General features: G+C 56.5%; 26 protein-coding genes. 14 read left to right on the top strand and 12 right to left on the bottom strand.

Features of this window, described 5'->3' with window-relative positions; translation table 11 throughout:
- The first annotated feature begins 174 nt into the window (after window positions 1–174).
- From CU103_RS14700 to CU103_RS14670, 7 genes are all read left to right on the top strand, one after another.
- Window positions 175–1,455 (top strand): cyclopropane fatty acid synthase, encoded by a 1,281-nt coding sequence (locus tag CU103_RS14700; protein WP_106664739.1) that lies wholly within the window; start codon window positions 175–177, stop codon window positions 1,453–1,455.
- Between the two features lie 273 nt (window positions 1,456–1,728).
- On the top strand, window positions 1,729–3,222 hold the full coding sequence (locus tag CU103_RS14695; RefSeq protein ID WP_106664738.1) for a replicative DNA helicase: 1,494 nt from the start codon (window positions 1,729–1,731) through the stop codon (window positions 3,220–3,222).
- A gap of 4 nt (window positions 3,223–3,226) precedes the next feature.
- Complete coding sequence (gene alr / locus CU103_RS14690) at window positions 3,227–4,396, top strand: alanine racemase (protein WP_106664736.1); 1,170 nt, start codon at window positions 3,227–3,229, stop codon at window positions 4,394–4,396.
- Window positions 4,396–5,796: a DNA repair protein RadA gene (gene radA / locus CU103_RS14685; protein WP_106664734.1), complete on the top strand. Its 1,401-nt coding sequence runs from the start codon at window positions 4,396–4,398 to the stop codon at window positions 5,794–5,796. The genes alr and radA overlap by 1 nt, the downstream gene beginning before the upstream one ends.
- A gap of 42 nt (window positions 5,797–5,838) precedes the next feature.
- Window positions 5,839–6,438 carry a CvpA family protein gene (locus tag CU103_RS14680; RefSeq protein WP_106664733.1) on the top strand — a complete coding sequence of 200 codons (600 nt, stop codon included), beginning with the start codon at window positions 5,839–5,841 and terminating at the stop codon, window positions 6,436–6,438.
- Between the two features lie 118 nt (window positions 6,439–6,556).
- Window positions 6,557–8,017 carry an amidophosphoribosyltransferase gene (purF, locus tag CU103_RS14675; RefSeq protein ID WP_106664991.1) on the top strand — a complete coding sequence of 487 codons (1,461 nt, stop codon included), beginning with the start codon at window positions 6,557–6,559 and terminating at the stop codon, window positions 8,015–8,017.
- A gap of 6 nt (window positions 8,018–8,023) precedes the next feature.
- On the top strand, window positions 8,024–8,776 hold the full coding sequence (locus CU103_RS14670) for an SDR family NAD(P)-dependent oxidoreductase (protein ID WP_106664731.1): 753 nt from the start codon (window positions 8,024–8,026) through the stop codon (window positions 8,774–8,776).
- Here CU103_RS14670 and CU103_RS14665 read toward each other — a convergent pair.
- Window positions 8,773–9,834, bottom strand: coding sequence for a helix-turn-helix domain-containing protein (locus CU103_RS14665; protein ID WP_106664730.1), 1,062 nt, complete (start codon window positions 9,832–9,834; stop codon window positions 8,773–8,775). The genes CU103_RS14670 and CU103_RS14665 overlap by 4 nt on opposite strands.
- 147 nt (window positions 9,835–9,981) lie before the next feature.
- On the opposite strand from CU103_RS14665, the gene CU103_RS14660 reads away from it, so the two are divergent.
- Window positions 9,982–10,692 carry a hypothetical protein gene (locus CU103_RS14660; protein WP_106664728.1) on the top strand — a complete coding sequence of 237 codons (711 nt, stop codon included), beginning with the start codon at window positions 9,982–9,984 and terminating at the stop codon, window positions 10,690–10,692.
- 91 nt (window positions 10,693–10,783) lie between these two features.
- Window positions 10,784–11,734 carry an alpha/beta hydrolase family protein gene (locus CU103_RS14655; protein WP_245448803.1) on the top strand — a complete coding sequence of 317 codons (951 nt, stop codon included), beginning with the start codon at window positions 10,784–10,786 and terminating at the stop codon, window positions 11,732–11,734.
- A gap of 18 nt (window positions 11,735–11,752) precedes the next feature.
- Here the strand turns inward: CU103_RS14655 and pssA are convergent, their stop codons facing one another.
- The 5 genes from pssA to CU103_RS14630 form a co-directional block, all read right to left on the bottom strand.
- Window positions 11,753–12,526, bottom strand: coding sequence for a CDP-diacylglycerol--serine O-phosphatidyltransferase (gene pssA / locus CU103_RS14650; RefSeq protein ID WP_106664990.1), 774 nt, complete (start codon window positions 12,524–12,526; stop codon window positions 11,753–11,755).
- Between the two features lie 85 nt (window positions 12,527–12,611).
- A complete protein-coding gene (locus tag CU103_RS14645) occupies window positions 12,612–13,310 on the bottom strand; it encodes a phosphatidylserine decarboxylase (RefSeq protein WP_106664724.1) in 699 nt (232 codons plus the stop codon).
- Window positions 13,311–13,464: 154 nt separating this feature from the next.
- The gene (locus CU103_RS14640; protein WP_106664722.1) at window positions 13,465–15,351 is read right to left on the bottom strand and encodes an ABCB family ABC transporter ATP-binding protein/permease; all 1,887 of its coding nucleotides are present in this window, start codon (window positions 15,349–15,351) and stop codon (window positions 13,465–13,467) included.
- A 2-nt stretch (window positions 15,352–15,353) separates the two neighbouring features.
- Window positions 15,354–15,725, bottom strand: coding sequence for an ArsR/SmtB family transcription factor (locus CU103_RS14635; protein WP_106664721.1), 372 nt, complete (start codon window positions 15,723–15,725; stop codon window positions 15,354–15,356).
- Between the two features lie 91 nt (window positions 15,726–15,816).
- The gene (locus CU103_RS14630; protein ID WP_106664719.1) at window positions 15,817–17,088 is read right to left on the bottom strand and encodes a LysM peptidoglycan-binding domain-containing protein; all 1,272 of its coding nucleotides are present in this window, start codon (window positions 17,086–17,088) and stop codon (window positions 15,817–15,819) included.
- A gap of 275 nt (window positions 17,089–17,363) precedes the next feature.
- Here CU103_RS14630 and CU103_RS14625 point away from each other — a divergent pair, with 275 nt between their 5' ends.
- Both CU103_RS14625 and CU103_RS14620 read left to right on the top strand, forming a co-directional pair.
- Window positions 17,364–17,969: an LOG family protein gene (locus CU103_RS14625; protein WP_106664989.1), complete on the top strand. Its 606-nt coding sequence runs from the start codon at window positions 17,364–17,366 to the stop codon at window positions 17,967–17,969.
- A 16-nt stretch (window positions 17,970–17,985) separates the two neighbouring features.
- A complete protein-coding gene (locus tag CU103_RS14620; protein WP_170117038.1) occupies window positions 17,986–18,996 on the top strand; it encodes a CorA family divalent cation transporter in 1,011 nt (336 codons plus the stop codon).
- On the opposite strand, the gene rarD is transcribed toward CU103_RS14620, so the two are convergent.
- From rarD to cysS, 4 genes are all read right to left on the bottom strand, one after another.
- Complete coding sequence (rarD, locus tag CU103_RS14615) at window positions 18,993–19,955, bottom strand: EamA family transporter RarD (RefSeq protein WP_425350603.1); 963 nt, start codon at window positions 19,953–19,955, stop codon at window positions 18,993–18,995. The genes CU103_RS14620 and rarD overlap by 4 nt on opposite strands.
- A 123-nt stretch (window positions 19,956–20,078) precedes the next feature.
- Entirely contained in the window at window positions 20,079–21,692 is a 1,614-nt protein-coding gene (gene cimA / locus CU103_RS14610; protein ID WP_106664716.1) for a citramalate synthase, read from the bottom strand.
- A complete protein-coding gene (locus CU103_RS14605) occupies window positions 21,689–22,195 on the bottom strand; it encodes a GFA family protein (RefSeq protein WP_106664715.1) in 507 nt (168 codons plus the stop codon). The genes cimA and CU103_RS14605 overlap by 4 nt, the downstream gene beginning before the upstream one ends.
- Complete coding sequence (gene cysS / locus CU103_RS14600) at window positions 22,192–23,640, bottom strand: cysteine--tRNA ligase (protein ID WP_106664713.1); 1,449 nt, start codon at window positions 23,638–23,640, stop codon at window positions 22,192–22,194. Before cysS ends, CU103_RS14605 begins: the two co-directional genes overlap by 4 nt.
- Window positions 23,641–24,026: 386 nt before the next feature.
- Here cysS and CU103_RS31420 point away from each other — a divergent pair, with 386 nt between their 5' ends.
- Window positions 24,027–24,194 (top strand): hypothetical protein, encoded by a 168-nt coding sequence (locus CU103_RS31420; protein ID WP_162707276.1) that lies wholly within the window; start codon window positions 24,027–24,029, stop codon window positions 24,192–24,194.
- Here CU103_RS31420 and CU103_RS14595 read toward each other — a convergent pair.
- Together CU103_RS14595 and CU103_RS14590 are read right to left on the bottom strand one after the other, a co-directional pair.
- Complete coding sequence (locus CU103_RS14595; protein ID WP_106664711.1) at window positions 24,171–24,785, bottom strand: LysE/ArgO family amino acid transporter; 615 nt, start codon at window positions 24,783–24,785, stop codon at window positions 24,171–24,173. The genes CU103_RS31420 and CU103_RS14595 overlap by 24 nt on opposite strands.
- 37 nt (window positions 24,786–24,822) lie before the next feature.
- Complete coding sequence (locus CU103_RS14590; protein ID WP_106664709.1) at window positions 24,823–25,587, bottom strand: SOS response-associated peptidase; 765 nt, start codon at window positions 25,585–25,587, stop codon at window positions 24,823–24,825.
- Window positions 25,588–25,696: 109 nt separating this feature from the next.
- On the opposite strand from CU103_RS14590, the gene CU103_RS14585 reads away from it, so the two are divergent.
- Entirely contained in the window at window positions 25,697–26,128 is a 432-nt protein-coding gene (locus CU103_RS14585; protein WP_106664708.1) for an NUDIX hydrolase, read from the top strand.
- Between the two features lie 46 nt (window positions 26,129–26,174).
- The gene (locus CU103_RS14580) at window positions 26,175–26,579 is read left to right on the top strand and encodes a TIGR02301 family protein (RefSeq protein ID WP_106664987.1); all 405 of its coding nucleotides are present in this window, start codon (window positions 26,175–26,177) and stop codon (window positions 26,577–26,579) included.
- Window positions 26,580–26,630: the final 51 nt, after the last annotated feature.

Genomic DNA, 26,630 nt, shown 5'->3' with positions numbered 1-26,630 from the left:
ATTCGAAAGAATGATCCCATCAATATTTTAAAACACTCGGCAGCGATGCCGAGTGTTTTTTTGCTTTTCAGGAACAAAAAAACGATTAGATTTATTTGTCCTACCCACGCCCGACCTAGACTCCTCTCGAGTCTCTCAATGGCCGAGCTCTGTCGTCAATGATGGAGATTGTTCATGAATGCCATTCTAAAGGCCGCACTCTCGCGGATGGTTCATACTGGCACGTTAATTATAACCGACTCATCCGGCAAAGCCCGAACGTTCGGCGACGGGACCGGTGAGCCAATACACTTCCGTATCAATAGCGCTGTAGCGGAGCGGAAAATCGCCTTCGACCCGTCACTGCATTTCGCCGAAGCCTACATGAACGGCGAAATCGATGTTCTTGACGGCGACATATACGATGTCCTCAAGATCATCTTCGAGAATACTGGTGCGACAGTTGCCAAAGAGCCTTGGATGCTGGCCATCGAAGGCATCCGCCGTGCTACCAGACGCTTGCACCAGATGAATACCCTGACGCGCGCCTCCAGCAACGTGCAGAGGCATTACGATCTGTCGGAAGACCTCTACCGGCTGTTTCTCGATACGGACATGCAATATTCCTGTGCCTATTTCGAACGGCCGGATGCCAGCCTGGAAGAAGCGCAACTGGCAAAAAAACGGCACATCGCAGCCAAGTTGCTGGTCCAGAGAGGTCAAAGGACGCTCGACATAGGATGTGGCTGGGGTGGGCTGGGGCTTTATCTCGCCAAGCACCTTCAAGCTGACGTGACGGGTGTAACGCTATCCCAGGAGCAGCACGGCATCGCCAACAAGCGCGCTTTCGAGGAAGGTCTGACCGCGCGGGCGCGGTTTGACCTGCGCGACTACCGGACCATCGAGGATAGTTTCGACCGCATCGTTTCGGTCGGGATGTTCGAACATGTCGGTATCGGGCATTTCCCGGAATACTTCCACCATACGGCACGCTTGCTAAAGAAGGACGGTGTCTTCCTCCTGCATTCCATTGGACGCTCCGACGGTCCGTCCTACACCAACGCTTTTATCCAGAAATACATCTTCCCAGGCGGCTATATTCCTGCTTTGTCCGAAGTCGTCCCGCACATTGAAAAGGCAGGCTTGGTGATCACGGATATTGAAATCCTGCGCCTTCACTATGCCGATACCCTGCGGATCTGGCGGGAACGCTTCATGGCCAACCGCGAGAAGGCCAAGGCGATCTACGATGAACGCTTCTGCCGGATGTGGGAATTCTATCTCGCAGCCTCTGAAGCTGCCTTCCGCTGGCAGAACCTCGTCGTATTCCAGATCCAGCTGGCGCATCGGCAGGAGGCCGTGCCACTGACGCGGAACTATATCGAGAAGGAAGAAAAGCGGCTCAAGCGGCTGGAGTGCGAACGCAGTTCTGCCAACAGCCAGGTCAATACGAAGGAATCGGTGGCTGGCCGGTAGCGCTGTACGGTTTTGACTGCCTTTCATTTTCATCCATCCGCGAGGTCACTTGCGGATGGATTTCGTTTGCTTTTCCACAGCAGGGCGAATTGCGATATCTGACCCGAACAGTGTAGACTGCGAGGGCGAATCGCGCGCCAAATCAGTGGCCGAGTGTCAAGCAGTAAACCTCCTGTTTTGTACTTCTTGTGTGGATGGAAATGTATATTCCACCCCTGCGTTGTGTCGACAAAAACGCCATGGCCATAGTGATGGAGAACGGGGAAACACGAAATGGCTGAAGCAACGGTACGCAAGATCAACGAGGCGCGGGACACATTCTACCGCGAGGCCCCGAACAATATCGAGGCCGAACAGGCGTTGCTCGGTGCCATTCTGATCAACAATGATGCCTTTTACCGCGTTTCCGATTTTCTGAAGCCAACCCATTTCTACGAACCGCTGCACCGCAAGATTTTCGAAGTCTCCTCCGACATGATTCGCATGGGCAAAATGGCGAATCCGGTGACGCTCAAAACGTTCCTTCCGGCCGAAGAGAAGGTCGGCGAGATGACGGTGATGCAATATCTTGCCCGTCTTGCCGCAGAAGCTGTGACTGTTATCAATGCCGAAGATTATGGCCGGGCGATCTACGACCTGGCGACGCGCCGTGCACTGATCACTATTGGCGAAGACATGGTCAACATTGCCTATGACGCGCCGGTCGATGTGGCGCCGCAGGGACAGATCGAGGATGCCGAACGGCGGCTTTTTGAACTAGCAGAGACTGGCCGCTACGATGGCGGCTTCCAGACTTTTACCGATGCGGTCAAGACTGCGGTGGACATGGCCAATGCGGCCTTCATGCGCGACGGTCATCTCTCCGGCATTTCGACCGGTATTCGCGCCCTCGACGCGCGCATGGGCGGGCTGCAGCCCTCCGACTTGATTGTTCTGGCGGGACGCCCCGGTATGGGCAAAACATCACTTGCCACGAATATCGCCTTCAACATAGCCGCCGCCTACGAGCCGGAACAACTCGCCGATGGCACGTTCAAGGCGAAGAATGGCGGTGTTGTCGGCTTCTTCTCGCTCGAAATGTCATCCGAACAATTGGCGACACGTATCATTTCCGAGCAATCGGAAATCAGCTCCTCAAAAATCCGCCGCGGTGAAATCAGTGAAGCTGATTTCGAGAAACTGGTGGCCTGTTCGCAGCATATGCAGCGAGTGCCCCTCTATATCGACCAGACCGGTGGTATTTCCATTGCCCAGCTGGCGGCGCGGGCACGCCGTCTGAAGCGCCAGCGCGGGCTCGATGTTCTCGTCATCGACTATATTCAGCTGATGCAAGGTTCGTCCAAGCGAGCATCGGAAAACCGGGTGCAGGAAATCACGGAAATTACCACGGGACTGAAGGCGCTCGGCAAGGAACTGAATACGCCGATCATTGCCCTCTCGCAGCTCTCTCGTCAGGTTGAAAGCCGCGAAGATAAGCATCCGCAGCTTTCCGACCTGCGTGAATCGGGTTCGATCGAGCAGGATGCCGACGTCGTGCTTTTCGTTTATCGTGATGAATATTACATAAAGAACAAGGAACCGAAGGTCGGTACAGAAGAGCATTTCAAATGGCAGGCGGATCTCAACGAAGCCATGGGCAAGGCAGAAGTCATCGTCGCCAAGCAGCGTCACGGCCCAACAGGCACGGTAAGGCTGGCGTTCCAGGCGGAATATACCCGCTTTACCGACCTTGCTGAAGACTCACATCTGCCAGAACGGTTCGAGTGATCATTTGACGGCCAATAAACCCCACATCACAACTACCGGCGCCGATCCACGGCTGGCCGGCGGTCGGCTTACGATCGACCTCGACGCGCTTGTGGCCAACTGGAAGTTCCTCGCGGACAAGTCGAAACCGGCTCAGACAGGTGCGGTCGTAAAGGCCGACGCCTACGGCCTTGGCATCGTGCATGTCGTACCGGCGTTGTGGCAAGCCGGCTGCAGCACGTTCTTCGTGGCGCTGGCCGAAGAGGGACTGCGTGTCAAAGCAGTTACGCCCGATGCACGGGTGTTCGTCCTCAATGGCTTTTTTGCCGATGCATTTCCGGTCTATGAACAGTCCGACCTGATCCCGGTTTTGGGCTCGACCGACCAGCTCGGCCTTTGGAATCAACTGAACGACGGCCGCAGCGACAAGCTGCCTTTTGCGCTGATCGTCGACACGGGCATGAACCGGCTGGGCCTCAACGTCGATGAAGCGCTTGCCTTTGCCGCCGATGAACGGGCCGACAAACCAATCCTTCTGATCACACACCTGGCAACGGCCGATGACCGCGCTCATGTGTTGAACCAGAAGCAATTCGAATCTTTTCAAGAGCTTAACGCCGCCTTTGCAGGAATTGAATCCAGCATAGCCAATTCTCCTGGCATCTTTCATCCGGCAGGCAGCGAATTCGATCTCAATCGCCCGGGCATTGCGATTTATGGCGGGGAGCCGCTTTCGGACACGCCCAATCCCATGCGGCCGGTTGTGACTCTGGAGGCGCGTATCGTGCAGATCCAAACTGGTTTGAAGGGTGAAACCGTTGGCTACGGTGCGACGACGACACTTCACCGCGATTCTCGAATTGCCATTTGTTCCGTCGGCTATGCGGACGGGTATCTCCGGTCCGCATCCGGCAGCGGCGTGCCACTGCGCAATGCGGTCCCCGGCGGGGGCGAAGGATTCGTGGCCGGCAAGAAGGTGCCGGTCATTGGCCGGGTCACCATGGACCTTACATCTTTCGACATTACCGATCTCGCCCGAGATGCCGTAAAGCCAGGCGACTACATCGAGCTCTTCGGGCCGAACATCGCCCTTGACGACGCCGCCCGCTCGGCGGGAACGATAGGTTATGAATTACTGACAGGCCTTGGAAACCGTTATCACCGCCGTTACCTCCATTCAGGAAAAAGCGCGTAATGGCGAGGCCGAGAATCCAGTTTATCTGCCAGAATTGCGGGGCAGTACACACGCGCTGGGCAGGAAAGTGCGATGAATGCGGCGAGTGGAACACACTTGTCGAGGAAGGCACATCCGGCGGCATCGGTAGCGGACCGGGTAAAGTGTCGGGACGAAAAGGCCGTGCGGTCGCGCTCACCTCCCTCTCGGGTGAAATCGAGGATGCGCCACGCATCAAGTCAGGGATCGGCGAACTTGACCGCGTTACCGGTGGTGGTTTTGTTCGCGGTTCAGCCATATTGGTTGGCGGCGATCCCGGGATCGGCAAGTCGACGCTGCTTACGCAAGCAGCGGCTGCGCTGGCACGCCAGGGCCACCGTGTCGTGTATGTTTCGGGTGAAGAGGCGGTGGCGCAGATCCGGTTGCGAGCCCAGCGGCTGCATGCGGCAGATACGGATGTTTTGCTAGCGGCGGAAACCAACGTAGAGGACATTCTGGCAACGATATCCGACGCAAAGCGACCGGACCTGATCATCATCGACTCGATTCAGACACTGTGGACCGACGCGGCCGATTCGGCTCCGGGTACCGTGACGCAGGTACGTGCCGGCGCACAAGCGATGATTCGTTATGCAAAGCAAACCGGTGCCGCTGTCGTTCTCGTGGGCCATGTAACCAAGGAGGGCCAGATCGCCGGACCCCGGGTCGTCGAGCACATGGTCGATGCGGTGTTGTATTTTGAAGGTGAAGGCGGCCATCATTACCGCATTCTTCGCACCGTAAAGAACCGATTCGGACCGACCGATGAAATCGGTGTGTTTGAAATGTCCGACCGCGGTTTGCGCGAGGTCGCGAATCCTTCCGAACTTTTTCTTGGCGAACGCAATGAAAAATCTCCCGGAGCCGCAGTTTTTGCCGGGATGGAAGGTACACGCCCGATTCTCGTGGAAATACAGGCGCTGGTCGCTCCGTCGACACTTGGCACCCCCCGGCGCGCCGTTGTGGGTTGGGACGGCAATCGGCTATCGATGATACTCGCTGTGCTCGAAGCGCATTGCGGTGTAAGATTTGGTCAGCACGATGTTTATCTAAATGTCGCCGGTGGATATCGCATAACCGAGCCCGCAGCTGACCTTGCGGTTGCATCTGCACTGGTTTCCTCGATCGCCGGTATTGCCCTTCCCGCCGATTGCGTCTATTTCGGCGAAGTCAGTTTATCTGGCGCGGTTCGCCCGGTGGCGCACGCGGTACAGAGACTGAAGGAAGCAGATAAGCTTGGGTTCAAGCAGGCTGTTCTTCCCAAGGGAAGTAACGACGTGTCAAAGAACGGCAATGCTCGTCTGACCGAAACGGCTTCGCTACCGGACCTTGTGGCCCGGATTGCGGCGTCGGGACCCGGGAAGAGACAACGCGAAGACTGACCAGTGTGGCCTTTCGGTCAGAATGATTGGGGATGAAAATAAATGCCGATTACGTTGCTTGACGGAATACTATTGGGCATCACCCTCGTTTCGGCAGTCCTTGCCATGGTACGCGGATTCTCTCGCGAGGTTCTATCGGTTGTATCCTGGGCAGCAGCAGCGGCCGCAGCCTACCTTTTTTATAAGCCGGTCGTGCCTTTCCTGACCCCCTATATCAGCAATGAAACCATCGCACAGATCGCGGCCGCTGGGCTTGTTTTCGTCGTCACGCTGATTGTTGTGTCCATCATTACAATGAAGATTGCTGATTTCATCATCGATAGCCGAATCGGTGCCTTGGATCGCACGCTGGGTTTCCTTTTTGGCGCCGCACGCGGCATCCTGCTTGTGGTCGTGGCCATGTTGTTCTTCAACTGGCTCGTTCCCGAAAACCAGCCAGCATGGGTGGGGCAGGCAAAATCCAAGCCGATGATCGACCAGCTTGGTGCAAAGCTGATCGGTCTGCTCCCAGAAGACCCGGAATCAACAATCTTGAAACGCTTGAAGCCAGGAACGACCACTGCGCCTGAGGCAACACCCGACGGAACGTCCGCGCCTGAGCCAAAGGAAGATATCCCACCAGAAGGTGCGACAAACCAGTAACTTGGCGTTTGCTTGGTAATGCCCCATATAGTGTGGCATAATGCGACATAGGCACAATTGAATCTGCGGCGAAAGGCTGGCGGTAATGACCGACATTTCTCGTAACGATACCCAATTGATGTCCCTCGATGACGACACACTGCACGAAGAGTGCGGTGTGTTTGGCATTTTGGGGCATCCCGACGCAGCAACCCTGACTGCGCTCGGGCTGCATGCCCTGCAGCATCGGGGACAGGAAGCGGCCGGTATCGTCTCTTATGATGGTGGCCAATTCTGTTCGGAACGCCGCATGGGACTTGTTGGTGATCACTACACCAATCCGGCTACTCTCGCCCAACTGCCTGGCGATAGGGCAATCGGCCATGTGCGATACTCGACGACTGGCGATGCAGCTCTTCGCAACGTTCAGCCTCTGCTTGCCGAGTTGGAAATCGGCGGGATCGCCATCGCCCACAATGGCAATTTCACCAATGGTCTGACCTTGCGCCGCCAGCTCATAGCCGATGGCGCCATCTGCCAGTCCAACTCCGATACGGAAGTTGTGCTGCATCTCATTGCCCGTTCACGCCATGCTTCTTCCAGCGACCGTTTCATCGACGCGATCCGTCAGATGGAAGGCGGTTATGCGATGCTCGCTCTCACCCGCACCAAGCTGATCGCAGCGCGCGATCCGATCGGTATCCGTCCGCTGGTGATGGGTGACCTCGACGGCAAGCCGATCTTTGCCTCGGAAACCTGTGCACTCGACATTATCGGTGCAAAATTTGTACGTGACATTGAAAATGGCGAAGTGGTCGTTTGCGAAATCCAGCAGGATGGCTCGATCAGCATTGAGACGTACAAACCGCAAATTCCGAAACAGGAACGCCTTTGCCTGTTCGAATACGTCTATTTCGCCCGTCCGGATTCAGTCGTGGGCGGCCGCAACGTTTATAATGCGCGCAAAAATATGGGCATCAACCTCGCCAAGGAGGCGCCTCTCGAGGCTGATGTGGTTGTACCGGTTCCGGATGGCGGCACGCCTGCAGCCATCGGTTTTGCTCAGGAAAGCGGCATTCCCTTTGAGCTGGGCATTATCCGCAACCATTACGTCGGACGCACCTTCATCGAGCCGACGCAGTCAATCAGAGCCTTTGGCGTAAAGCTGAAGCATTCGGCCAATCGCGCCGTGATCGAAGGCAAGCGCGTCGTGCTGGTCGATGATTCAATCGTGCGCGGAACGACTTCGGTCAAGATCGTGCAGATGATCCGCGATGCCGGTGCACGCGAGGTGCATATCCGGGTTGCCAGCCCGATGATTTACCATCCCGACTTCTATGGTATCGACACGCCAGATGCAGACAAGCTCCTCGCTAACCAATATACGAGCCTTGCTGCGATGTGTGATTACATCGGCGCGGATTCACTGGCATTCCTGTCGATCGACGGGCTGTATAAGGCTGTCAGCGGGGCTCCACGTGATCCACGCGCACCGCTGTTCACCGATCACTATTTCACTGGCGATTATCCGACGCGGCTCCTCGACAAGGACGGCCCTAGCAACGTCCACAAGCTTTCGCTTCTCGCAAATAACGGTTGAGCACTTATGATATCTGACGGCAGTTTTCGGCTGGACGGCAAGCTTGCGCTTGTCACCGGCGCATCCCGTGGCATTGGCTATTTCCTTTCCAAAGAACTTGCAACGCGCGGTGCTCATGTGATCGCTGTTGCCCGCACCGTGGGCGGACTTGAAGACCTCGACGACGAAATCAAAGCTGCAGGCGGAACCGCAACGCTGGTCCCACTGGACCTTACTGACATGCCTGCCATTGACCGGCTTGGCGGCTCGATCCATGAGCGCTGGGGCAAGCTTGACATCATGGTAGCCAATGCCGGTTTTCTCGGCACGATTTCACCGATCGGGCACGTCGAGGCAAAGGTCTTCGACAAACTGATGGCGATCAATGTATCGAGCGTCTGGCGCCTGATCCGAACCACCGATCCACTTTTGAAGCTTTCTGACGCTGGCCGGGCTATCTTCCTGTCATCGGGCGTTGCCCATACGGCGCGTGCTTATTGGGGACCCTATGCGGCATCCAAAGCTGCTGTCGAAGTCATGGCGCGGACCTGGGCTGAGGAATCGCGCCAGACCCGTCTGCGCATCAACTCGGTCAATCCAGGTGCAACCCGCACTGCCATGCGCGCGCAGGCTATGCCCGGCGAAGATCCGGAAACGCTGCCAACACCGGCCGAGGTTGCCACCAAGATCGCCCTTCTGTGCGATCCTGCACTCGACGCGACGGGCAAGCTTTACGACGTGCGCGCCGGCAAATTGTTGAGCTATAACGAGCCGAACTAACCGGCGAGACGGATGACGTCACCGCTCTCATTTGCACTCAAAGCGCGTGCACGCCACGCCTTCGGGCTCATGCCGGTGACACGCAAGAACTCGCGATTGAAATTCGACTTCGTCTGAAAACCCGCATCGAACATGATCCGGGTGATTGGTTCGTCCGTATCGGCCAGAAGGCGGCAAGCGTCCCTTACCCGATAATCATTGACATATTGCGAGACACTCATCGATTTGACGCGATTGATGGCGGTCGAGACTTGCCGGATTGACAGACCCATTTTCCGGGCGAGCCGGTTCAGATTGAGATCGGCATCGCGGTAGAGCGTACGGGATTGCATCAGTGTATCGAGCGAGGCGGCAATTTGCGCGTCCTCTTCGCTGGGAGAGGTCGCTGAGGCGGCCTCCGCAGCCGCTTCTGCCTCTTCTGATGGTGGCTGGCTGGCACCTGCCACTGTCGCAGCAGTTCCCAGGATGAGCAAGGCCAGTACGTTGCCAAAGGCCACGATGCCGCCCGAATAGACGCCGCCGGTTTCGGCGAAATCCAGGCTGATGACAATATCAATCAAACCCGAAGCCAATATCGAGAAGGCAGTAACCTGCAATGCCCGGTAGGTACTGATAACGCCATCAAGCCTCGATGAACCGAGAGCATTCGGTCCCGCCCATGCCAGCCATGTGAGCGCGATACCATAACCAAGAAAAATCAGAATAAGGGCAAGGGAAATAGGTGCGGGCCAGAAGGCAACGAACCCCACGATGAGCAACGCTGGAAGTCCGTGCACCAACAGTAGTGGCCGTTTCAGGGGTGAGCGCCCATCTCTTAGCCCCTCGAAACTCAACCAGGCGAGCGAGGGAACAATTGCTGCGAGCACAGCCTGAAACGGCAGTATCTGCAGAACCCCATAGCCCCATCGCACGCCAATCACCACAGATTGCAGCACATAGACTGCGATCAGGGCCGTAAAGAACGGATTGGGAGCATTGCCGTCATTCCGCCTGATCATCTGGACCAGCAGGATGAGGAGCAGGAAAGCAACAACAAAGGGCAATGGGACAAAGAGCATGGACAGCAACCGTTGAAATTATGAACGCCACTATGTCCTGAATCGCGTTTGCGGACGACCTGAAATGCGATCAAGGTCGAAATTGCCGAAGAAAACGAGCGCCGTGGTTCCAGCGCCAATCAAGGCGGCAAGCCACAGGAACACGTCATGCTCAACCTGTATGTTTCAATATTACTGCTTTTCCAAACCCTAACACCCACCGCGGCAAGCGCTGAAGCACTCAAAGCCCCGCTCGATATCGCGCAGATCAAAAATGTCAGTATCACCGGCGAAGCGAGCAGGGTCGAATTCACCACCACAGACACCCTGCCCTGGTCAGTTGCCATGACCAGCATTCGATCCGGCTGGCTTTCCAACTGGACATCGAGCTGGTTCTCCAACGCGTGCGAAACGGCCTCAACCATGGTGGTGAAGGATCAGGCTTTGCTCATCCATGTCGTCAACGCGCCGTGGCTCAGCCTCTCCGATTGCGAGGTGCGCATCCGCGCCAACCTGCCAAAGAACAGCGATGTCAGCATTGAGCAGCACGCGCTCTATGCCCGCCTCTCCGGCGATTATCGCCGCATCCGCGTCGATGGCAATGCGGCGGACTTTGCGTTGGATGGATATGCCTCGAGCCTCGATGTCACAGGAGATGCGGTCAGAACCGACATACGCTTGGAGCGGACGAACAACGACGAGACGATCCTGCTCAATTCGCATGCGCTCGATGCATCCTTCAGCTTCGGCGGGGATATGGCAATCAGCTATGCCGTGAATGCCAAGGCATCCTTCATCGACAGCAAACGCGCAAATACGCCCGGCGCAAAGCCATCGATCGACATCAAGAGCGAATTCGTCCGCGCGACGATCCGGTAACACGCACCATCGATCCTTCTCACAACATATCAAACAAGGAACTAGTTCGATGAGAATACTTAAGCTCTCCACCCTTCTTGCGCTTCTTATCTTGAGTATCCTGCCGTCTTGGTCTGCCGGACTACAGCTTGTCGACGTGCCCAAAGACAGTCATGGGCCAGCAATCGCCGGCGCCGTCTGGTACCCATGCGCCGCCACACCAGTTGAAATAAAAGTTGCCTCATTTGATATGAATGCCGTGCGAGACTGCCCGATAACCGGGACCAAACATCCGCTTGTGGTTGTCTCGCACGGCGCGGGTGGCACCTTTGGTAATTACCATGCACTTGCCGAAATGCTTGCTGATAAGGGTTTCATCGTTGCCGCCATCAATCACCCTTTGGACAGTGGCCAATCCAAGGTGCGAAACCCCGGCGATATCGCTTCCATGGTACAGCGGCCGACGGATATATCCCGATCAATTGATTTCATGTTGCATAATTGGCGCGATGGAGGAAGAATCGACGCGGCGCGTGTTGGTTTTATCGGTTTCTCAAGAGGCGCCTTCAATGGACTTGCATTGATTGGCGCTGATCCCGATTGGAATTTTCTGCTGGATAATTGTCCTGTTTATCCTGGAAACCGCTTTTGCGAACAGATCCGGTCCGGCCCAATCGCTCCCATGACTCACGATGCAAGAATTAAGGCCGCTGTCATTGCCGACTCACCTGGCGGGCCGCTTTTCACCCGCGAAGGATTGGGCAATGTATCGGTGCCGGTGCAGTATTGGGCATCGGAGCGCGGCGGCGACGGCGTATCGCCCGATGATGCTGCAATGATTGTACAAAATCTCCCTGTTAAGGCCGATTTTCGCGTTGTATCCAATTCCGGCCATTTCGATTTTCTGCCGCCTTGCACCGAGGAATTTGCAAAACGTACGGTCGAGGATGAACCTGAACTCTGTACTGATAAAACGGGCTTTGACCGTGCCGCTTTTCACAAACAGTTCAATGCAGATATCCTGACCTTCCTCCGGAAACATCTGGTCGAAGCTAACCAGTGAAATGGATGGGTTCCGGGGTCAGGATATGGCTTCGGAACCATCCTTTTCGGCGACCGCTGCGGCCGCAGCCCTGGCATCCGCCGCCTCGAAACGCTTCCATGCCCTCGCGCTGAAGGGCAGCGTGATGAAGAAGGCGATGGTGGTGAGCGTCAGCGTCTGCCACGTATAGCTCATCAGGAACGCTACATAGACGACGATGAACAGGAAGGTCGGCATGACCCAGTCGGAACGCAGCTTGGTGCCTGCGGCCTTGCCGCTGTAGACCGGCAGACGGCTGATCATCAGGACGGCCACGCCAACCGTGTAGGCGGCGGCGGCAAAAGCCAGCGCGCGTGTCGGAGCAAGACCGAGAAAGCCGAGATAAACCGGCAGCATGACCAGCATGGCCCCAGCGGGAGCCGGAACGCCGGTGAAGAAGTTGTTCTGCCACAGCGGCTTGTCCAGCACATCCAGCATGACATTGAAGCGCGCCAGACGCAGGCAGCAGGCGATGCAATAAAGCAGCGCTGCGATCCAGCCAAAGGAGCGCGCCTGATCGAGCATATAGGCGTAGAGCACGAGCGCGGGAGCAACGCCGAAATTGACGATGTCCGCCAGGGAGTCCATCTGGGCCCCGAACTTGGTCGATCCCTTCATCATGCGGGCAATCCGGCCATCGATGCCATCAAGAAATGCCGCCAGCAGGACCATTGAGACGGCCAGCTCAAAACGGTTCTCGAACGCCAAACGGATGCCGGTCAGGCCGGCGCAGATCGCCAGAACCGTAATCACGTTAGGAGCAAGATAGCGCATGGGGATGCGAGTGCTTGTCAGCCCGCGTACCTGCGGTTTCTCATCAAAGAGTGGATCGGCTTCTTGCTCGCTCATTCGGGATGCCTCAATTGATCCGGACGAGCGGAGCGCTGGCTGCACCGCCGAATTCCGCAATCACGGATTCACCGCCAACAGCGATCTGGCCGATGGCAACGCGCGGGGTGAAACCTTCCGGGAGATAGACATCGACGCGCGACCCAAAGCGGATCAGCCCAAACCGCTCGCCAATCGAAATCGCGTTGTTCTCGTCTGCCCAGCAAACGATGCGGCGCGCAACAAGGCCGGCAATCTGAACCACGGCGACCCCGCCATTGGGGCTATCGATCAACAGGCTGTTGCGCTCGTTTTCGGCACTAGCCTTGTCGAGCTCCGCATTCAGGAACTTGCCGGGCTTGTGTACGATCGTTTTAATGCGCCCGCGTACCGGTGCACGATTGATGTGGCAGGAAAAGACGTTCATGAACACCGAAATGCGCGTCATTTCCTTGTCACCGAGCCCAAGTTCGCGCGGCGGAACGGCGGGTCCGACGGCCGACACGATACCGTCGGCCGGACTGATGACCAGCTTGTCATCGATGGGCGTTACGCGTTGCGGATCGCGGTAGAAATAGATGCACCAAGCGGTGAGGATAAGGCCGATCCAAAACAGCGGCTGCCAGAAATAGCCTACAATCACCGTTGCACCGGCAAAACCCGCGATAAACGGGTACCCTTCCCGATGAATAGGTACCAGGGTGTTGCGGATCGAATCGACAAGGCTCATTCGTTTGTTCCTGATTGTGCCAGCATCTCATGTTCCACGAAACGGCGACGGCTCCAAGGCATTCCGCGCGTTACTTATCGGAGATCAACCAAATGGGCAAACCCTTCACGCGGACAGATCCGCGTGATCTCCAAGTTTCTTTCAAAGAGAAAACCTATGCTGGCAGTGCAGGCTTCCCGCGCAGGACGATGCCGAGATCGTCCTCTTCGCGTACACGGCGCAACCGCTCCTCGGCCTCTGTCGCTTCGCGCTGGCGATTCCACATGGAAGCATAGAGGCCATTCCTTGCCAGGAGCATCAAATGCGTTCCCCGTTCGGCGATTACCCCGTCCTTCAACACGATGATCTCATCTGCCCCGATGATCGTCGAAAGCCGGTGCGCAATAACCAGCGTCGTGCGGTTGCGGCTCACCAAATCGAGCGCTGACTGAATTTCATGCTCTGTCGCGCTGTCGAGCGCCGACGTGGCCTCATCGAGGATCAGAATGGGCGGGGCTTTCAGAATGGTTCTGGCGATCGCCACACGCTGCTTCTCACCGCCAGACAATTTGAGGCCGCGCTCCCCGACCATGGCGTTATAGCCTTCTGGCAAGCTTTCGATGAACGGACCAATCTGAGCCAATTCAGCAGCATTGCGCATTTCCACTTCGGTGGCGCTGATGCGGCCATAGCGGATATTATAAGCGATCGTATCATTAAACAGGACGGTATCCTGCGGCACCATGCCAATGGCTGAGCGCAAGCTTTCCTGCGTCACGTCGCGAATATCCTGTCCATCGATACTGATCGAGCCGTGCTGGATGTCATAGAAGCGGAACAACAGGCGTGACAGGGTGGACTTGCCCGCGCCGGAAGGCCCGACAATGGCAACAGTCTTGCCAGCAGGTACGTCGAAGCTGACGCCCTTGAGGATCGGCCGCTTCGGATCATAGGCGAATTGAACGTTGTCGAAGCGCACGGAGCCTTGATTGATCATCAGCGGCCCCGCGTCCGGCTTGTCCATCACTTCCTGTTCAACATCCAGCAAATCAAACATCTGTTCAATGTCGGTCAACCCCTGCCGCACTTCACGATAGATGAAACCGATGAAGTTGAGCGGGATAGACAATTGCATCAGCATGGCATTGATGAAAACAAAGTCGCCAAGCGTTTGCGTTCCGGCCAGGACTTCCCTGCCCGACATGATCATCATGATCGCCATGCCGGTGCCGAAAATCACGGCCTGACCAAAATTGAGCCAGCCAAGCGAGGTCCATATACGCGTTGCTGAAATTTCATAACGGGCCATCGCTGCATCGAAGCGGCTCGCTTCCATCGCCTCATTGCCAAAATATTTGACGGTCTCGAAGTTCAACAGCGAATCGATCGCCTTGGAGTTGGCGTCCGTGTCGGAAGCATTCATGTCGCGGCGGATGTTGATCCGCCAATCACTGGCGCGAACGGTGAACCAAGTGTAAAGCCAGACGGTGACGACCACGACTGCAAGGTAAGACGGCCCGTAGGTGAAGGCGAAAATGACGGCTGTCATCAGGAATTCAAGAATAGTCGGCGCCGTGTTCAGAATCGTAAACCGAACGATCGTCTCGATGCCCTTGGTGCCACGCTCGATAATGCGTGACAGGCCGCCAGTTCGGCGCTCGACATGGAATCGCAGCGATAAATCATGCATGTGCACGAAAGTCCTGTAGGCGAGCTTGCGCACGGCGTACTGACCAACGCTTGCAAAGAGTGCATCGCGCAATTGGTTGAGGCCGGCCTGGACTATCCGTGCCACATTATACGCAGCCACCAGCATGAGCGGCCCGATCAACAGAATGGGAACCAGCTCCGAAGCCTCAAACTTGCCGTTCAACGCGTCCGTTGCCCATTTGAAGAAATAGGGAACGAGGATCAGGACGATCTTGGAGATGACCAGGTAAACGGAAGCCCAAACCACCCGCATTCGCAAGTCCGGACGTTCTGCGGGCCACATGTAGGGCCAAAGATTGCGGATGGTCTGGAGCGTCTTTCCAGACTCGGCTGAGACAGTTTTATTGGCCACTGTTAATCCTTGACTATGACTGCGGTCCGCGGTGCCGCGGCTCCCCGGACAATTGAGTCAGGCGGGCAGCATAGATTGGCTATGTCGCCGACAAATAAAGCAACATTGGCAAATGCGACCGGGTTGATTGTGTAATGCGAACTTTGGCCCGACTGGCGATAGTGAACAAGACCGGCATCGACCAGAATTTTCAGGTGCTGCGATACCGTCGACTGCGCCAGATCAAGTTGCGCGACGATGTCCTTGCAACAGAAGGCATCAAGACACGCAAGCTGGCGCACAATGCGCAACCGCGCCGGATGTCCCAGCGCGGCTAGCACTCGCGCTGTCTCGGCATCTTTTCCAGGCCGGTCAAATTCGTTACTGCATTTCATCGTTCATCGGCGATAAACGATATATATTTCCAACGCAAGCAAAAAACGCCAGCTTTCTTTCTGCAAAGCCGACCGCCGCCGCGAGATTGTTCTATTCAGGAACAGCTTTGTCCTTTTCCGGCAAGGCAAACACCTGCCCCGGGAAGATCATGTTCGGATTGCGGATCTGTTCCTTGTTGGCCAGATAGATCGTCGTATAACGCATTCCTGCGCCGTAAGTGCGCCGGGAAATTCTCCACAGATTGTCGCCACGACGAATGATAACCGAACCGTCGACACTTTTTAGCGGCGCCTCGGCCGTTTGCGGCTGTTGACCGGCTGCCTGCGGTGCGACGGCGCCAGTGGACGTCTGAGCACCATCAGCCGGGGTTGCAGTGGTTTCGGGTGCAACGGCGGCGATATGCTCGCCTGCTTCGCGCTTGAAAGGAACCGCAGCCCTTGCGACGACCGTCACACCATCCTTGCCGAGCATGTCGGCACGAATAATGTAATCGCCAACCGCCAGCTCCTGGACGGTCTGGACCAAGAACTTGCCATTCGGCGATGTCTTTGTCGTCCCCAGCAGATCGGTATTGGCATAGACCTTGACCGTCGTGCCCGCTTCAGCAGTACCGGCGATGAAGATCTTATTGCCTTCGATCTCTACCGCCTCAACCGAAACAAGCGCTTTAGCCGCCGGAGCGGCAACAGGTTTGTCACCCTTGGGGGCGGCAGCGGTTGCAGTTTGGCCAGGATCAGGCACTGCTGGCTCTTTCGCCTGCGGCTTGGTGATCATGCGGCTTGGCTGGCCCGATTGTTCGACAAGTGCCAAGACTTCACCCGTCTTCACCTCTGGAATTGAGACAATCGCTGTCTCAAGCGAAGTCATCGCAGTGCCGTCTGGCGCAGTAGAACGCAGTACGAGCTGATAGTCGCCAGGCTTTAACGGATCATCCAGCGTAATGACGAAGTCACCACTATCCAAAGATTTTGTCGTACCGATAACGGCCCCACGCGAAAGAAGGTCGACACTCGCATTCTTTGCGGCCTTGCCGGCAATAACGATGGAGCCTGAGGGTTCGACGCGTAACACGTCGAACGTAGGTGCCCCAGGCTTTGCCTCTGCGGCCTCGCCTTGCGGTGCAGACGTTGCGGGGGCGGTTTGGACCGCCGGCATGTTTGCATTCGGCGCCGGGGCGGTTTCGGTCTTGGCGACCTGAGGCTGTGGAGCAGGCGCAACCGGCTGTGGTTGCGCAGTTTCATTTACCGCCGCAACCGGTTTGTCCAAAGTTGGCTTACCCGGCACGAGACCTATATAGGCGGCAACAAGACCAGCAGCAACGACAGCACCAAATCCCAAAACCGCAAATTTACTCTCAAACATTGTTCCCCAATCCTATTGTTCTTTTTGCTCTAGCGCCTTTTCTGGCAAGCTACAAGAAAACCCTTTAGATTCAGCCCTATTCTTTAGACTTATCAAAAGAAAGTCGGCGTATGAAACTTTTGCGGCATCACTGCGAGGCGCATCCAATTGGATGCGTACGGGAATACGGTAACACCTTGAGCTGACATATATTCCTTCCGGAACCCGTTTTCCGGTTTGCCGTTGTGCGTCCGACCGGGTTGACGTTTCGCGATGCACAAGGCACCAATCTTCAAATGAGCAAGATTCGATCCATCTGTGTCTATTGCGGCTCCTCACCGGGACGCGATCCGATTTACAAACAAAGCGGCAAGGTTCTCGGCAGATCCATCGCTGAGCATGGACTTGAACTCGTCTATGGCGGCGGCACCAAAGGCATCATGGGTGCAGTCGCGGACGGCGTCATGTCTGCCGGCGGCAAGGTCACCGGAATTATTCCGAAATTCCTGATGAACAAGGAAGCCACCGAACACGCGCTTGGCCAGCTTTCCGAGCTGATTGTCACCGAAGACATGCATGAGCGCAAGCACAAGATGTTCGAACGATCCGACGCCTTTGTCACACTGCCCGGCGGTATAGGTACAGTCGAAGAAATCGTCGAGATCATGACCTGGGCGCAACTTGGCCGTCATCGCAAACCGATGGTATTTGCCAATATCAGCGGCTTTTGGAATCCAATGCTGGCGCTTATCGACCACATGAAGGCAGAAGGCTTTGTGCATACGTCACATTTGGTCAATCCGCTTGTGGTAGAAGCGCCGGAAGATATCGTGCCCGCAATCCTGAATGCCGCACTTAGGGGCGATCGCGAAGGCAACGAGGCGATTATCGAGCGGATGTAGGAAGAAAAAGGATCGCATGGCAGACAATCTACCCTCCGATCCCTCACCCCACGTCAAGAACCCCCACATTGATGATTTCGTCATTGCACACGGCTTTGACGTGGGTGGTGCGTTGCTGCATCAAGGCGCGTATTCGCCGGATACCGCCTGGACCTGGAAGAGCTATGCCCTCGCCGACGCGCGGGCGCGGCGATCTCTCGAAACGGATGAGAGCCTCCCCGAGGTGGTTCGCGAGACGTTTCTCTCCTCGGGCGATCAGTATCAGATCAGTTATGAAGACGGATGGCTCTTCGGCGAATTGCCGGATCTGCAACACGAGCATTATGGTGATCCACGCGAGCTCGGCTATTTTCGTTTTGCTTTCAACGACAAGCTCTTCATCAGCGGCCGCCGCCATCCACTCCAGTCTGTCGACGATGTGCGGCAAGCCATCGGGCGGGGAAAGGTCAAACCAGCAGCCCCCATTGCGCTGTTCAACGCGATCTTCCGCCGTTTTCTCGAGCTTCTCAAGGCGGAAATTGCCAAGCTCTCCGAAACGCTCAATTCAATCGAGGATCATATTGTCGGCGAGAACTGGCAGGGCGAGCGCGAACGGCTCGTGCCGGTCCGGCGTCAGATCGTTGTCTTTCATCGCTATCTGACGGCCGCGACAAGTTTATTCCGCCATATTGATCATGCTGATCGCCGCGCCCTTCCCGAGGATCTGGATGATCTGATCGAGGCACTGTCCCGCCGCGCCGCCACGCTGCATGCCGAGGGCGACCAGTTGCAACAACGCGCGAGGCTGCTGCAGGATGAGCTTTTGGCGAAATTGACCGACCAGTCGAACCAATTCCTCTATGTCCTGTCGGTGATGACTGCCGTGCTCTTGCCGAGCACCGTGATCAGCGGCCTTTTCGGAATGAACACCGGCGGCCTGCCGCTTGCCGCCAGCGAGCACGGATTCTGGATTGTCGCGTTTGTGGCGCTGGCAATATCGGCACTGGTGTATTTGCTCGTCCGGAAAATCGGCGGATCCCGGAACTAGGCCGCTGTGGCCCTTATCTTGCGTGATTCGTGCAGCATGGACCAGGTGTAGATTGCAAGAGCCGACCAGATCAGGGCGAAAGCAATGAACTGGATATGCGAAAACGGCTCGCCGAAAACAAAAATAGCACTCAGGAAGACAATCGTCGGCGCGATATACTGCATCAAGCCGATTGTCGTGTAGCGCAGGAGCTTTGCGCCAAAGGCATAGAGAATGAGCGGCACGGCTGTTGCCGGTCCTGCGAACAACAGGAGACCGATGTCATGCGCATTTCCATTGAAGAAATGGCTCGTGCCTTGCGATACGGTCCAGAATATGAAGGCCAGCGAAGGGATCGAGAGCAGCAGCACCTCCAGCATGAAGCCTTGTGTCGGGCCAATCGGCAGCGTTTTGCGGAAGAACCCGTAAAAACCGAAGCTGAAGGCGAGAACGAGCGAAATCCACGGCAGACCGCCGGAATATACCGTCAGCAGGACAACAGCGCAGGATGCCAGAGCAACTGCCACCATTTGCGGTTTCGACAGGCGTTCGCCCAGGAAAATGCCGCCAAGAACAACATTCACCAGCGGGTTGATATAATAGCCGAGCGCGGTATCGATCGCGTGGCCACTACCAATTGCCCAAACATAGGTTCCCCAATTAAGGGTGATGAGCGAGGCAGTCAGGGTCGCCATGGCAAGCATGCGCCGGGTGGTCAGCGCGATTTTGAGGTCGCCGAACAGGCCAAGCCACCAGAGCAGCGCACCGGCGATGGGAATCGACCAGATGATACGGTGGGCGACCACTTCCAGGGCCGGCATATGGGCGACTGTCTTCAAGTAGAACGGCAGAACACCCCAGAGCAAATAAGCTGAAAGCGCAAAGATGAAGCCCTTCTGTCCATCCGACATACCGGTGGTGGTTTCAGTTGTCACAAGGCTCGCGCTCACAGCTCGACCATGATTGATTTGCTCGGTCATGATGCGAAGTCCTAGTCTTCGCATCACCTGCCGTCTATTGAATTCGGCTGATCAATACATCAAGACGTTTGATGTTTTTTGCGCCATTTCGAGAACTATTTATGCAGTTGCCTGAGAAACTATTCATTCCGCGGCAATTTTGCCCGCCAGATCGCGATTTTTCATCAACTTATAGACGATCGAATCCATCAGCGCCTGGAACGACGCATCGATGATATTGTCGGAAACCCCGACCGTCCACCAACGCACATTGCTGGAATCTGTCGACTCAACGAGAACGCGCGTGATCGCTTCCGTGCCGCCGTTAAGGATGCGAACCTTGAAATCCGCCAGCACCAGATCGTCGATCTCATGCTGGTAGCGGCCCATATCCTTACGCAGTGCAAGGTCGAGCGCATTGACAGGACCATGGCCTTCGGCGACGGACATGCGCGTCTCACCATCGACTTCTACCCGTACCACCGCTTCCGAGACGGTCTTGATATTTCCATTGGCATCGAAGCGCCGCTCAACCATGCAGCGGAAGGATTCGACCTTGAAGAATTCCGGAACTGTACCAAGCGTGCGCCGCGCCAGCAGCTCGAAACTCGCATCGGCACCCTCATAGGCATAACCTTCTGCTTCGTGTTCTTTAACCAGCGCAATCAAGGTATCGAGACGCGGATCCGACTTGGCTACAGGTATGCCCCGGCGCTCCAACTCATTGATGAAATTGGATTTGCCGCCCTGGTCGGAGACCATGACCTTGCGGCGGTTACCGACGGTTTCCGGCGGCACATGTTCATAGGTCGCCGGTTCCTTGACCAGAGCCGAGGCATGAATGCCGGCCTTGGTGGCAAAGGCGGAGGCGCCGACGAACGCGCCTTGCGAATTGGGAGCCCGGTTGAGCAATTCGTCAAAGCCGCGCGACAGGCGGGTGAGCCCTTGCAATTTCTCCAGGCTGATGCCGGTTTCGAAGCGATCCGCCCAGGCGGGCTTGAGCATCAGCGTCGGGATAATCGTAATCAGGTTGGCGTTGCCGCAGCGCTCGCCGATGCCGTTCAGCGTCCCCTGCACATGGCGAACGCCGGCATCGATAGCTGCAAGTGAATTGGCAACTGCCTGTTCCGTATCATTATGCGCATGAATGCCGAGATGGCCGCCGGGAATGTGCTTCGTCACCGCACGAACAATTTCCGCCACTTCCACCGGCTGCGTGCCGCCATTGGTGTCGCAGAGAACCACCCAGCGGGCGCCGGCTGCGTAGGCAGTTTTCGCACAGGCAAGCGCATATTCAGCGTTGGCTTTGTAGCCATCGAAGAAATGCTCGCAATCGACGATGGCTTCCTTGCCCGCCTCAACGGCAGCTTTAACGGAAGCGTCGATAGACTCGAGATTTTCCTCATTGGTGCAGCCGAGCGCTACGCGCACATGGTAGTCCCAGCTCTTGCCGACGAAACAAACCGTATCGGCTGAGGAGCGAATGAGGGCACCGAGTCCAGGATCATTGGAGGCCGACACGCCAGCACGCTTGGTCATGCCGAAAGCTGCGAATTTCGCATTTTTCGTGCGTTTTTCGCTGAAAAAGGCGGTGTCTGTCGGGTTGGCGCCCGGGTAGCCGCCCTCGACATAATCGAAGCCGAACTCGTCCAGCATATCGGCAATGACCTTCTTGTCCTCGACCGAAAAGTCAATGCCCGGCGTTTGCTGGCCATCACGCAATGTCGTGTCGAAGAGATAGATCCGTTCCTTGGTCACTTGTCCGCCTCCCCTTGCATCCCCAGTGGCGGCCACTGATCCGTGTCATGGTCAGGATGCTGATAGGATATCATTGTCTTAATAAATTCCGCCGATTCCGGATCATCCTCTGACGTATAACCAGGAAGACTGCGTAGGTCATCTATATAGGGCAACTTGCCTTCGAGACCCCACTGGATGGTCGGGGCGAGTTCTTCCGGGTGATCGAAGGCGGCGATCGCAAGCGCCATGCCGTCCGGTGCCTCATAGGTCAGCGGGGTTCCGCAGTTACCGCAAAAGCCGCGCTTCACGTGGTTGGAGGATTGAAACCGCTTGGGCTCACCCCGGGTCCATTGCAAATCCGTCCCGCGAACCGACGTCAGCGGCGCAAAGAAGTTGCCGAATGCTTTCTGGCACATCCGGCAATGACAGATCGATGCGTCACCAAGTTTGCCCTCGACGCGAAAACGGATCGCGCCGCACTGACACCCGCCAGTGTAGATGGGCTTGTTGTCGAGACTCATCGCCTCACCTCCCACGTCGTGATGCGTTCGCCCGTTGCCGGATCCTTGCCGTCCTTCAGCTGAATACCTTTCTCCAGCAATTCATCGCGTATATAGTCGGCCTCAACGAAGCTCTTGGCTGCAAGCAATGAAAGGCGATTGCGGATTTTGACTTCGATCTCGTTCTCAAGTTCCATCGAAATTGCTTCCACACTCAGATCGATGCCGAGCAATCCGAACACTGCGCGATAATCCGCTGGATCGAGGACGCGCGATTTCCTGATCGATGCCAGCCAGTTGATCAGGCCCGGTGTCGCGAGATCGTCTGACAGGATATCAATCGCTTCATCCGGAATCACACCGGCGCCAGCATCGCCCGCATATTCGCGGGCCTTGACGAGGATGTTTTCCGCCTCTTCCAGTTTCCGCACACTGAAGTCGATCGGCTCGCGATAGCTGGTCATCAACATCGCAAGGCGCAGCACCTCGCCCGGCCATTTCCGGTCGCCAAAAACCGTCGTCTCGAGCAATTCATGAATGGTCACGAAATTGCCGACGCTCTTTGCCATTTTCTGACCTTCGACTTGCAGGAAGCCATTGTGCATCCAGACATTGGCCATGCGGTCCGTGCCAAGGGCGCAGCAGGACTGCGCAATCTCATTCTCATGGTGGGGAAACACGAGATCGATGCCGCCGGCATGAATGTCAAAGATGTTCTTGACAGGATCATCGCAATGCAGGCCACCGCCGAACGGGTCCAGCAGCTTGGCCATCGCCATGGCCGAGCACTCAATATGCCACCCGGGGCGGCCGAGCCCTTCAATGCCCGCTGGCGAAGGCCAGCCGGGCTCATCCTTTTTCGACGGCTTCCACAACACGAAATCCATCTCGTCGCGCTTGTAGGATGCAACATCGACGCGTGCGCCGGCCAGCATGTCGTCAGCCGAGCGGCGGGCAAGCATTCCATAACGCGGCCCCTTGGCGGCGTTCATCGCCGAAGGTGAAAACAGCACATGACCATCGGCCACATAGGCAATTTCACGCTCCACGAGGCGGTCAATCATCGCCACCATCTCGTCGATGTATTCGGTCGCCCGCGGTTGATCCGACGGCTGCAAATTGCCGAGTGCAGCCACATCCGCCTGGAATTGCCTGTTGGTGGTTTCCGTTACCTTCCGGATAGCTTCGTTCAACGGCAGATCCGGAAAATCCTGGGCAGCCCGCGCGTTGATCTTGTCGTCAACATCAGTGATGTTGCGCACATAGGTAACGTGGCTTTCGCCATAGATATGGCGCAACAGCCGGTACAATACGTCGAAGACGATTACCGGCCGCGCATTGCCGATATGGGCGTAATCATAGACCGTCGGGCCGCAGACATACATGCGCACGTTTTGCCGGTCGATCGGCACAAAGATTTCCTTCGTGCGGGTGAGCGTGTTGTAGAGGCTGAGTTGGTGCGGCATGTCGGTTGTCTCAAACTCGGGTTCAGGTACTCAGATTTATATCAACGCGCTGGTCTGCTGACCGGAGTGTTTCGCATCTTCTGACTGAATTTTGAGACGAAAACGGCCGGGCCAGCGGAGCGCTAGCTGATAATGATCCGACAGGTAATAATAATCGTGACGGGCAACGTTTTCATGCGGCATTTATGGTCGAGAGCGGGCCAATCGTCAAGCGTTCATGGCTTAGAAGCTAAGTGTTGCATTTTTGTCGCCTTCGTCATGGTTAATCCAAATTAACCGAATAGCCTAAAATCCTCCCGGAAAGTGCCTTTTTTCTGGCCAATTTGACCGGGAATCCTGTGACTTGAACCAAAGGGGAATAGGCCCCGCTTTACAGGACCAGACCCATGACCAACAAGCAACAAATGGCAAAGCCGCGCGAAAACAACCGTGCGGACAATCTTGCCTCACAATACAGGGCGATCGGCCCAGCCGCTATCCTGGCTGCCGTTCTCAGTACCGTACGCAAGCGGCCACAGCTGAAGCTCGTGTCAACTGTGCAGGAAACGGACTAACAAGCTCAGGGCAATACCGGCCATGACGAGGCCGATGAGGACGTCAAGTACGCGCCACGCAGCCGGCCGCGCAAATACCGGCTGCAACAGCCTTGCACCATAGCCGAGGCCAAAGAACCAGATGAAGGACGCCAGGGCCGCGCCCGCGCCATAGGCCGCACGGTTGACGCCTTCAAAGCGCGCCGATAAGCCCCCTAGCAAGACAACCGTATCCAGATAGACATGCGGATTGAGGAAGGTCAACGCCAGAACGGTGCCGATCGCCACCTTCAAATTGCCATTGCCTGAAGTGGCCGCCTGCAGGACTTCCGGATGGAACGCGCGGCGAAACGCAACAGATGCATACCAGAACAGGAACGCCGCGCCGCCAAGCGTCACGAGGGAGATCAACCTTGGCGATTGAGCGATCAGGGTGCCCAGCCCGGCAACGCCTGCGGCAATGAGCAGTGCGTCCGAAAGCGCGCATATCAAGCTCAGGACAAAGACATGCTCGCGCAACAATCCCTGCCGCAATATGAAAGCGTTTTGAGCGCCTATGGCGATAATGAGGGACGCGCCAAGAAGAAAACCGGAGAGTGCGGCTGAAAGCATCGGGTGGATATCCTGCGGAATTAATGAGGTTGGGGACCTAGAACAGTTTCATCTGGTCGTCGGGTTCCGGCGGTTTGGCACGCGCCGGTTTCTTGCGCTCTTCCAAGGTTTCAGCAACCCGTTCCTGAATCTCCGGTCCGGTGTTGGCAAAATTGTTGACCTTGTCGGAGACGGGGATGGCCTCGAAGAAATCCGCCTGTGCCGGCTTCATGAGGTCGGCGACGTGACGAGGCTCCTGCGTCTTGCAATCGAGCCAGCGGGCAAAATCCTTTTGTTCAATCACCACAGGCATGCGGTCATGGATAAAGCGCAGATTTTCATTGGCGCTGGTCGTGAGGATCGCGCCCGTATCGATTTCCGAGCCCTCTGCATTGGCCCAGGGTTCATAAAGGCCAGCGAAGGCGACAATTCCGCCATTGCGCGGCCTGATCCAAAAGGCTTGGGCCTTCTTGCCCCCGGTGCGACGCCATTCGTAAAACCCCGATGCCGGGACCAGAGCACGGCGATGACGCATCGCCGTCTTGAATGACGCCTTTTCGATTGCCGTTTCCGAGCGGGCATTGATCATCAACGGATAATTTGCCGTGTCCTTCACCCAGCCGGGAATGAAGCCCCAGCGCACCAGCAGTGCCCTCCGGTTGGATCGGTTGCTGCCGGGTGGCGGTGTTTCACCGCTGACGACCATGAGGATCGGCTGGGTTGGTGCAATGTTGAAGCGCGGCGGAAAGGCCTCCAGCTCCATCAGATCGAACCAGGCTTCGATCTCTTCCGGTGTACCGAGGAGGGAAAAACGTCCGCACATGCAAGTCAAGCCTGATTTGAATTGGAAGTCGCGATCATCCGCATTTGCGGTGGCGGGTCAAGTAATCGTTACCCTTGTCAAACTCGCCGCCACCACTTACCCCTGAGGTATGGACCAGATTCCCCTTTCTGCAACTGTCGATGGTGTTTCGGCCGTCTGTATTCGTGACCGGGCGTTCCTGCTGGTCGAACGCGGGCGTGAACCGTCGAAGGGCTGGCTGGCATTTCCGGGTGGCCGGCGCGAGGAGGACGAGGCGCCGCACGACGCGGCAATCCGCGAGCTTTACGAGGAAACCGGGATTGTCGCGACAGATGTTTCGTACCTTACCACTGTGACATTTGACTACTCTACTCCCGAGTTCCCGTCGCCCAAACCGTTCCGGCTCGCAGTTTTCCTGGCTCGCGATCCGGTGGGGGAGGCCGTCGCCGCAGACGATGCCGCGGCGGTTCATTGGTTGCGGGTCGAAGAAATGACGGCATTCGACGTAACGGAGAGCGTACTGGAAGTTGCACACTATCTGGCGCACTCCTTCGAAAGTTGAGGGTATTAACCATCAACGCCTTGAAGGCGCCTTGCTTTCAGGCAACATGGCTTCTTCGGGAATTGAGGCTCAAGGCTATTTCGTGCGGCGTGCAGCGTTGATCACAGCGGTTTTGGTGGCAATCATCGCAGCGGCACCGGCCTATGCGGTCGATCCTCTGTATGAAGCGAAGCTTCTTCGTCTCGCCGAGGTGCTTGGTTCGATCCATTCATTGCGTAACCTTTGTGGCGAGAAGACTAGCCAGTGGCGCGACCGTATGGATTCACTGCTTCTGGCCGAAAATCCAGACCCTGCTCGCAAGGCTCGGCTGATCGCCAGTTTCAACCGTGGATACCGCACTTTCAACGAAACTTATTCGACCTGCACAAGCCAGGCGATTGCGGCGATTGACCGCTACCAGAGCGAAGGAATGAGACTTTCTTCTGAGATCGTATCGGGCTATGGAAATTAACCAGGCTTTAACTGTTGAAGCCAATGAACCGCATTTTAGACAAAACGTATG

This window comes from Phyllobacterium sophorae (assembly GCF_003010965.1).
GTDB lineage: Bacteria > Pseudomonadota > Alphaproteobacteria > Rhizobiales > Rhizobiaceae > Phyllobacterium > Phyllobacterium sophorae.
This window is presented reverse-complemented; position numbering and strand designations above follow the sequence as displayed.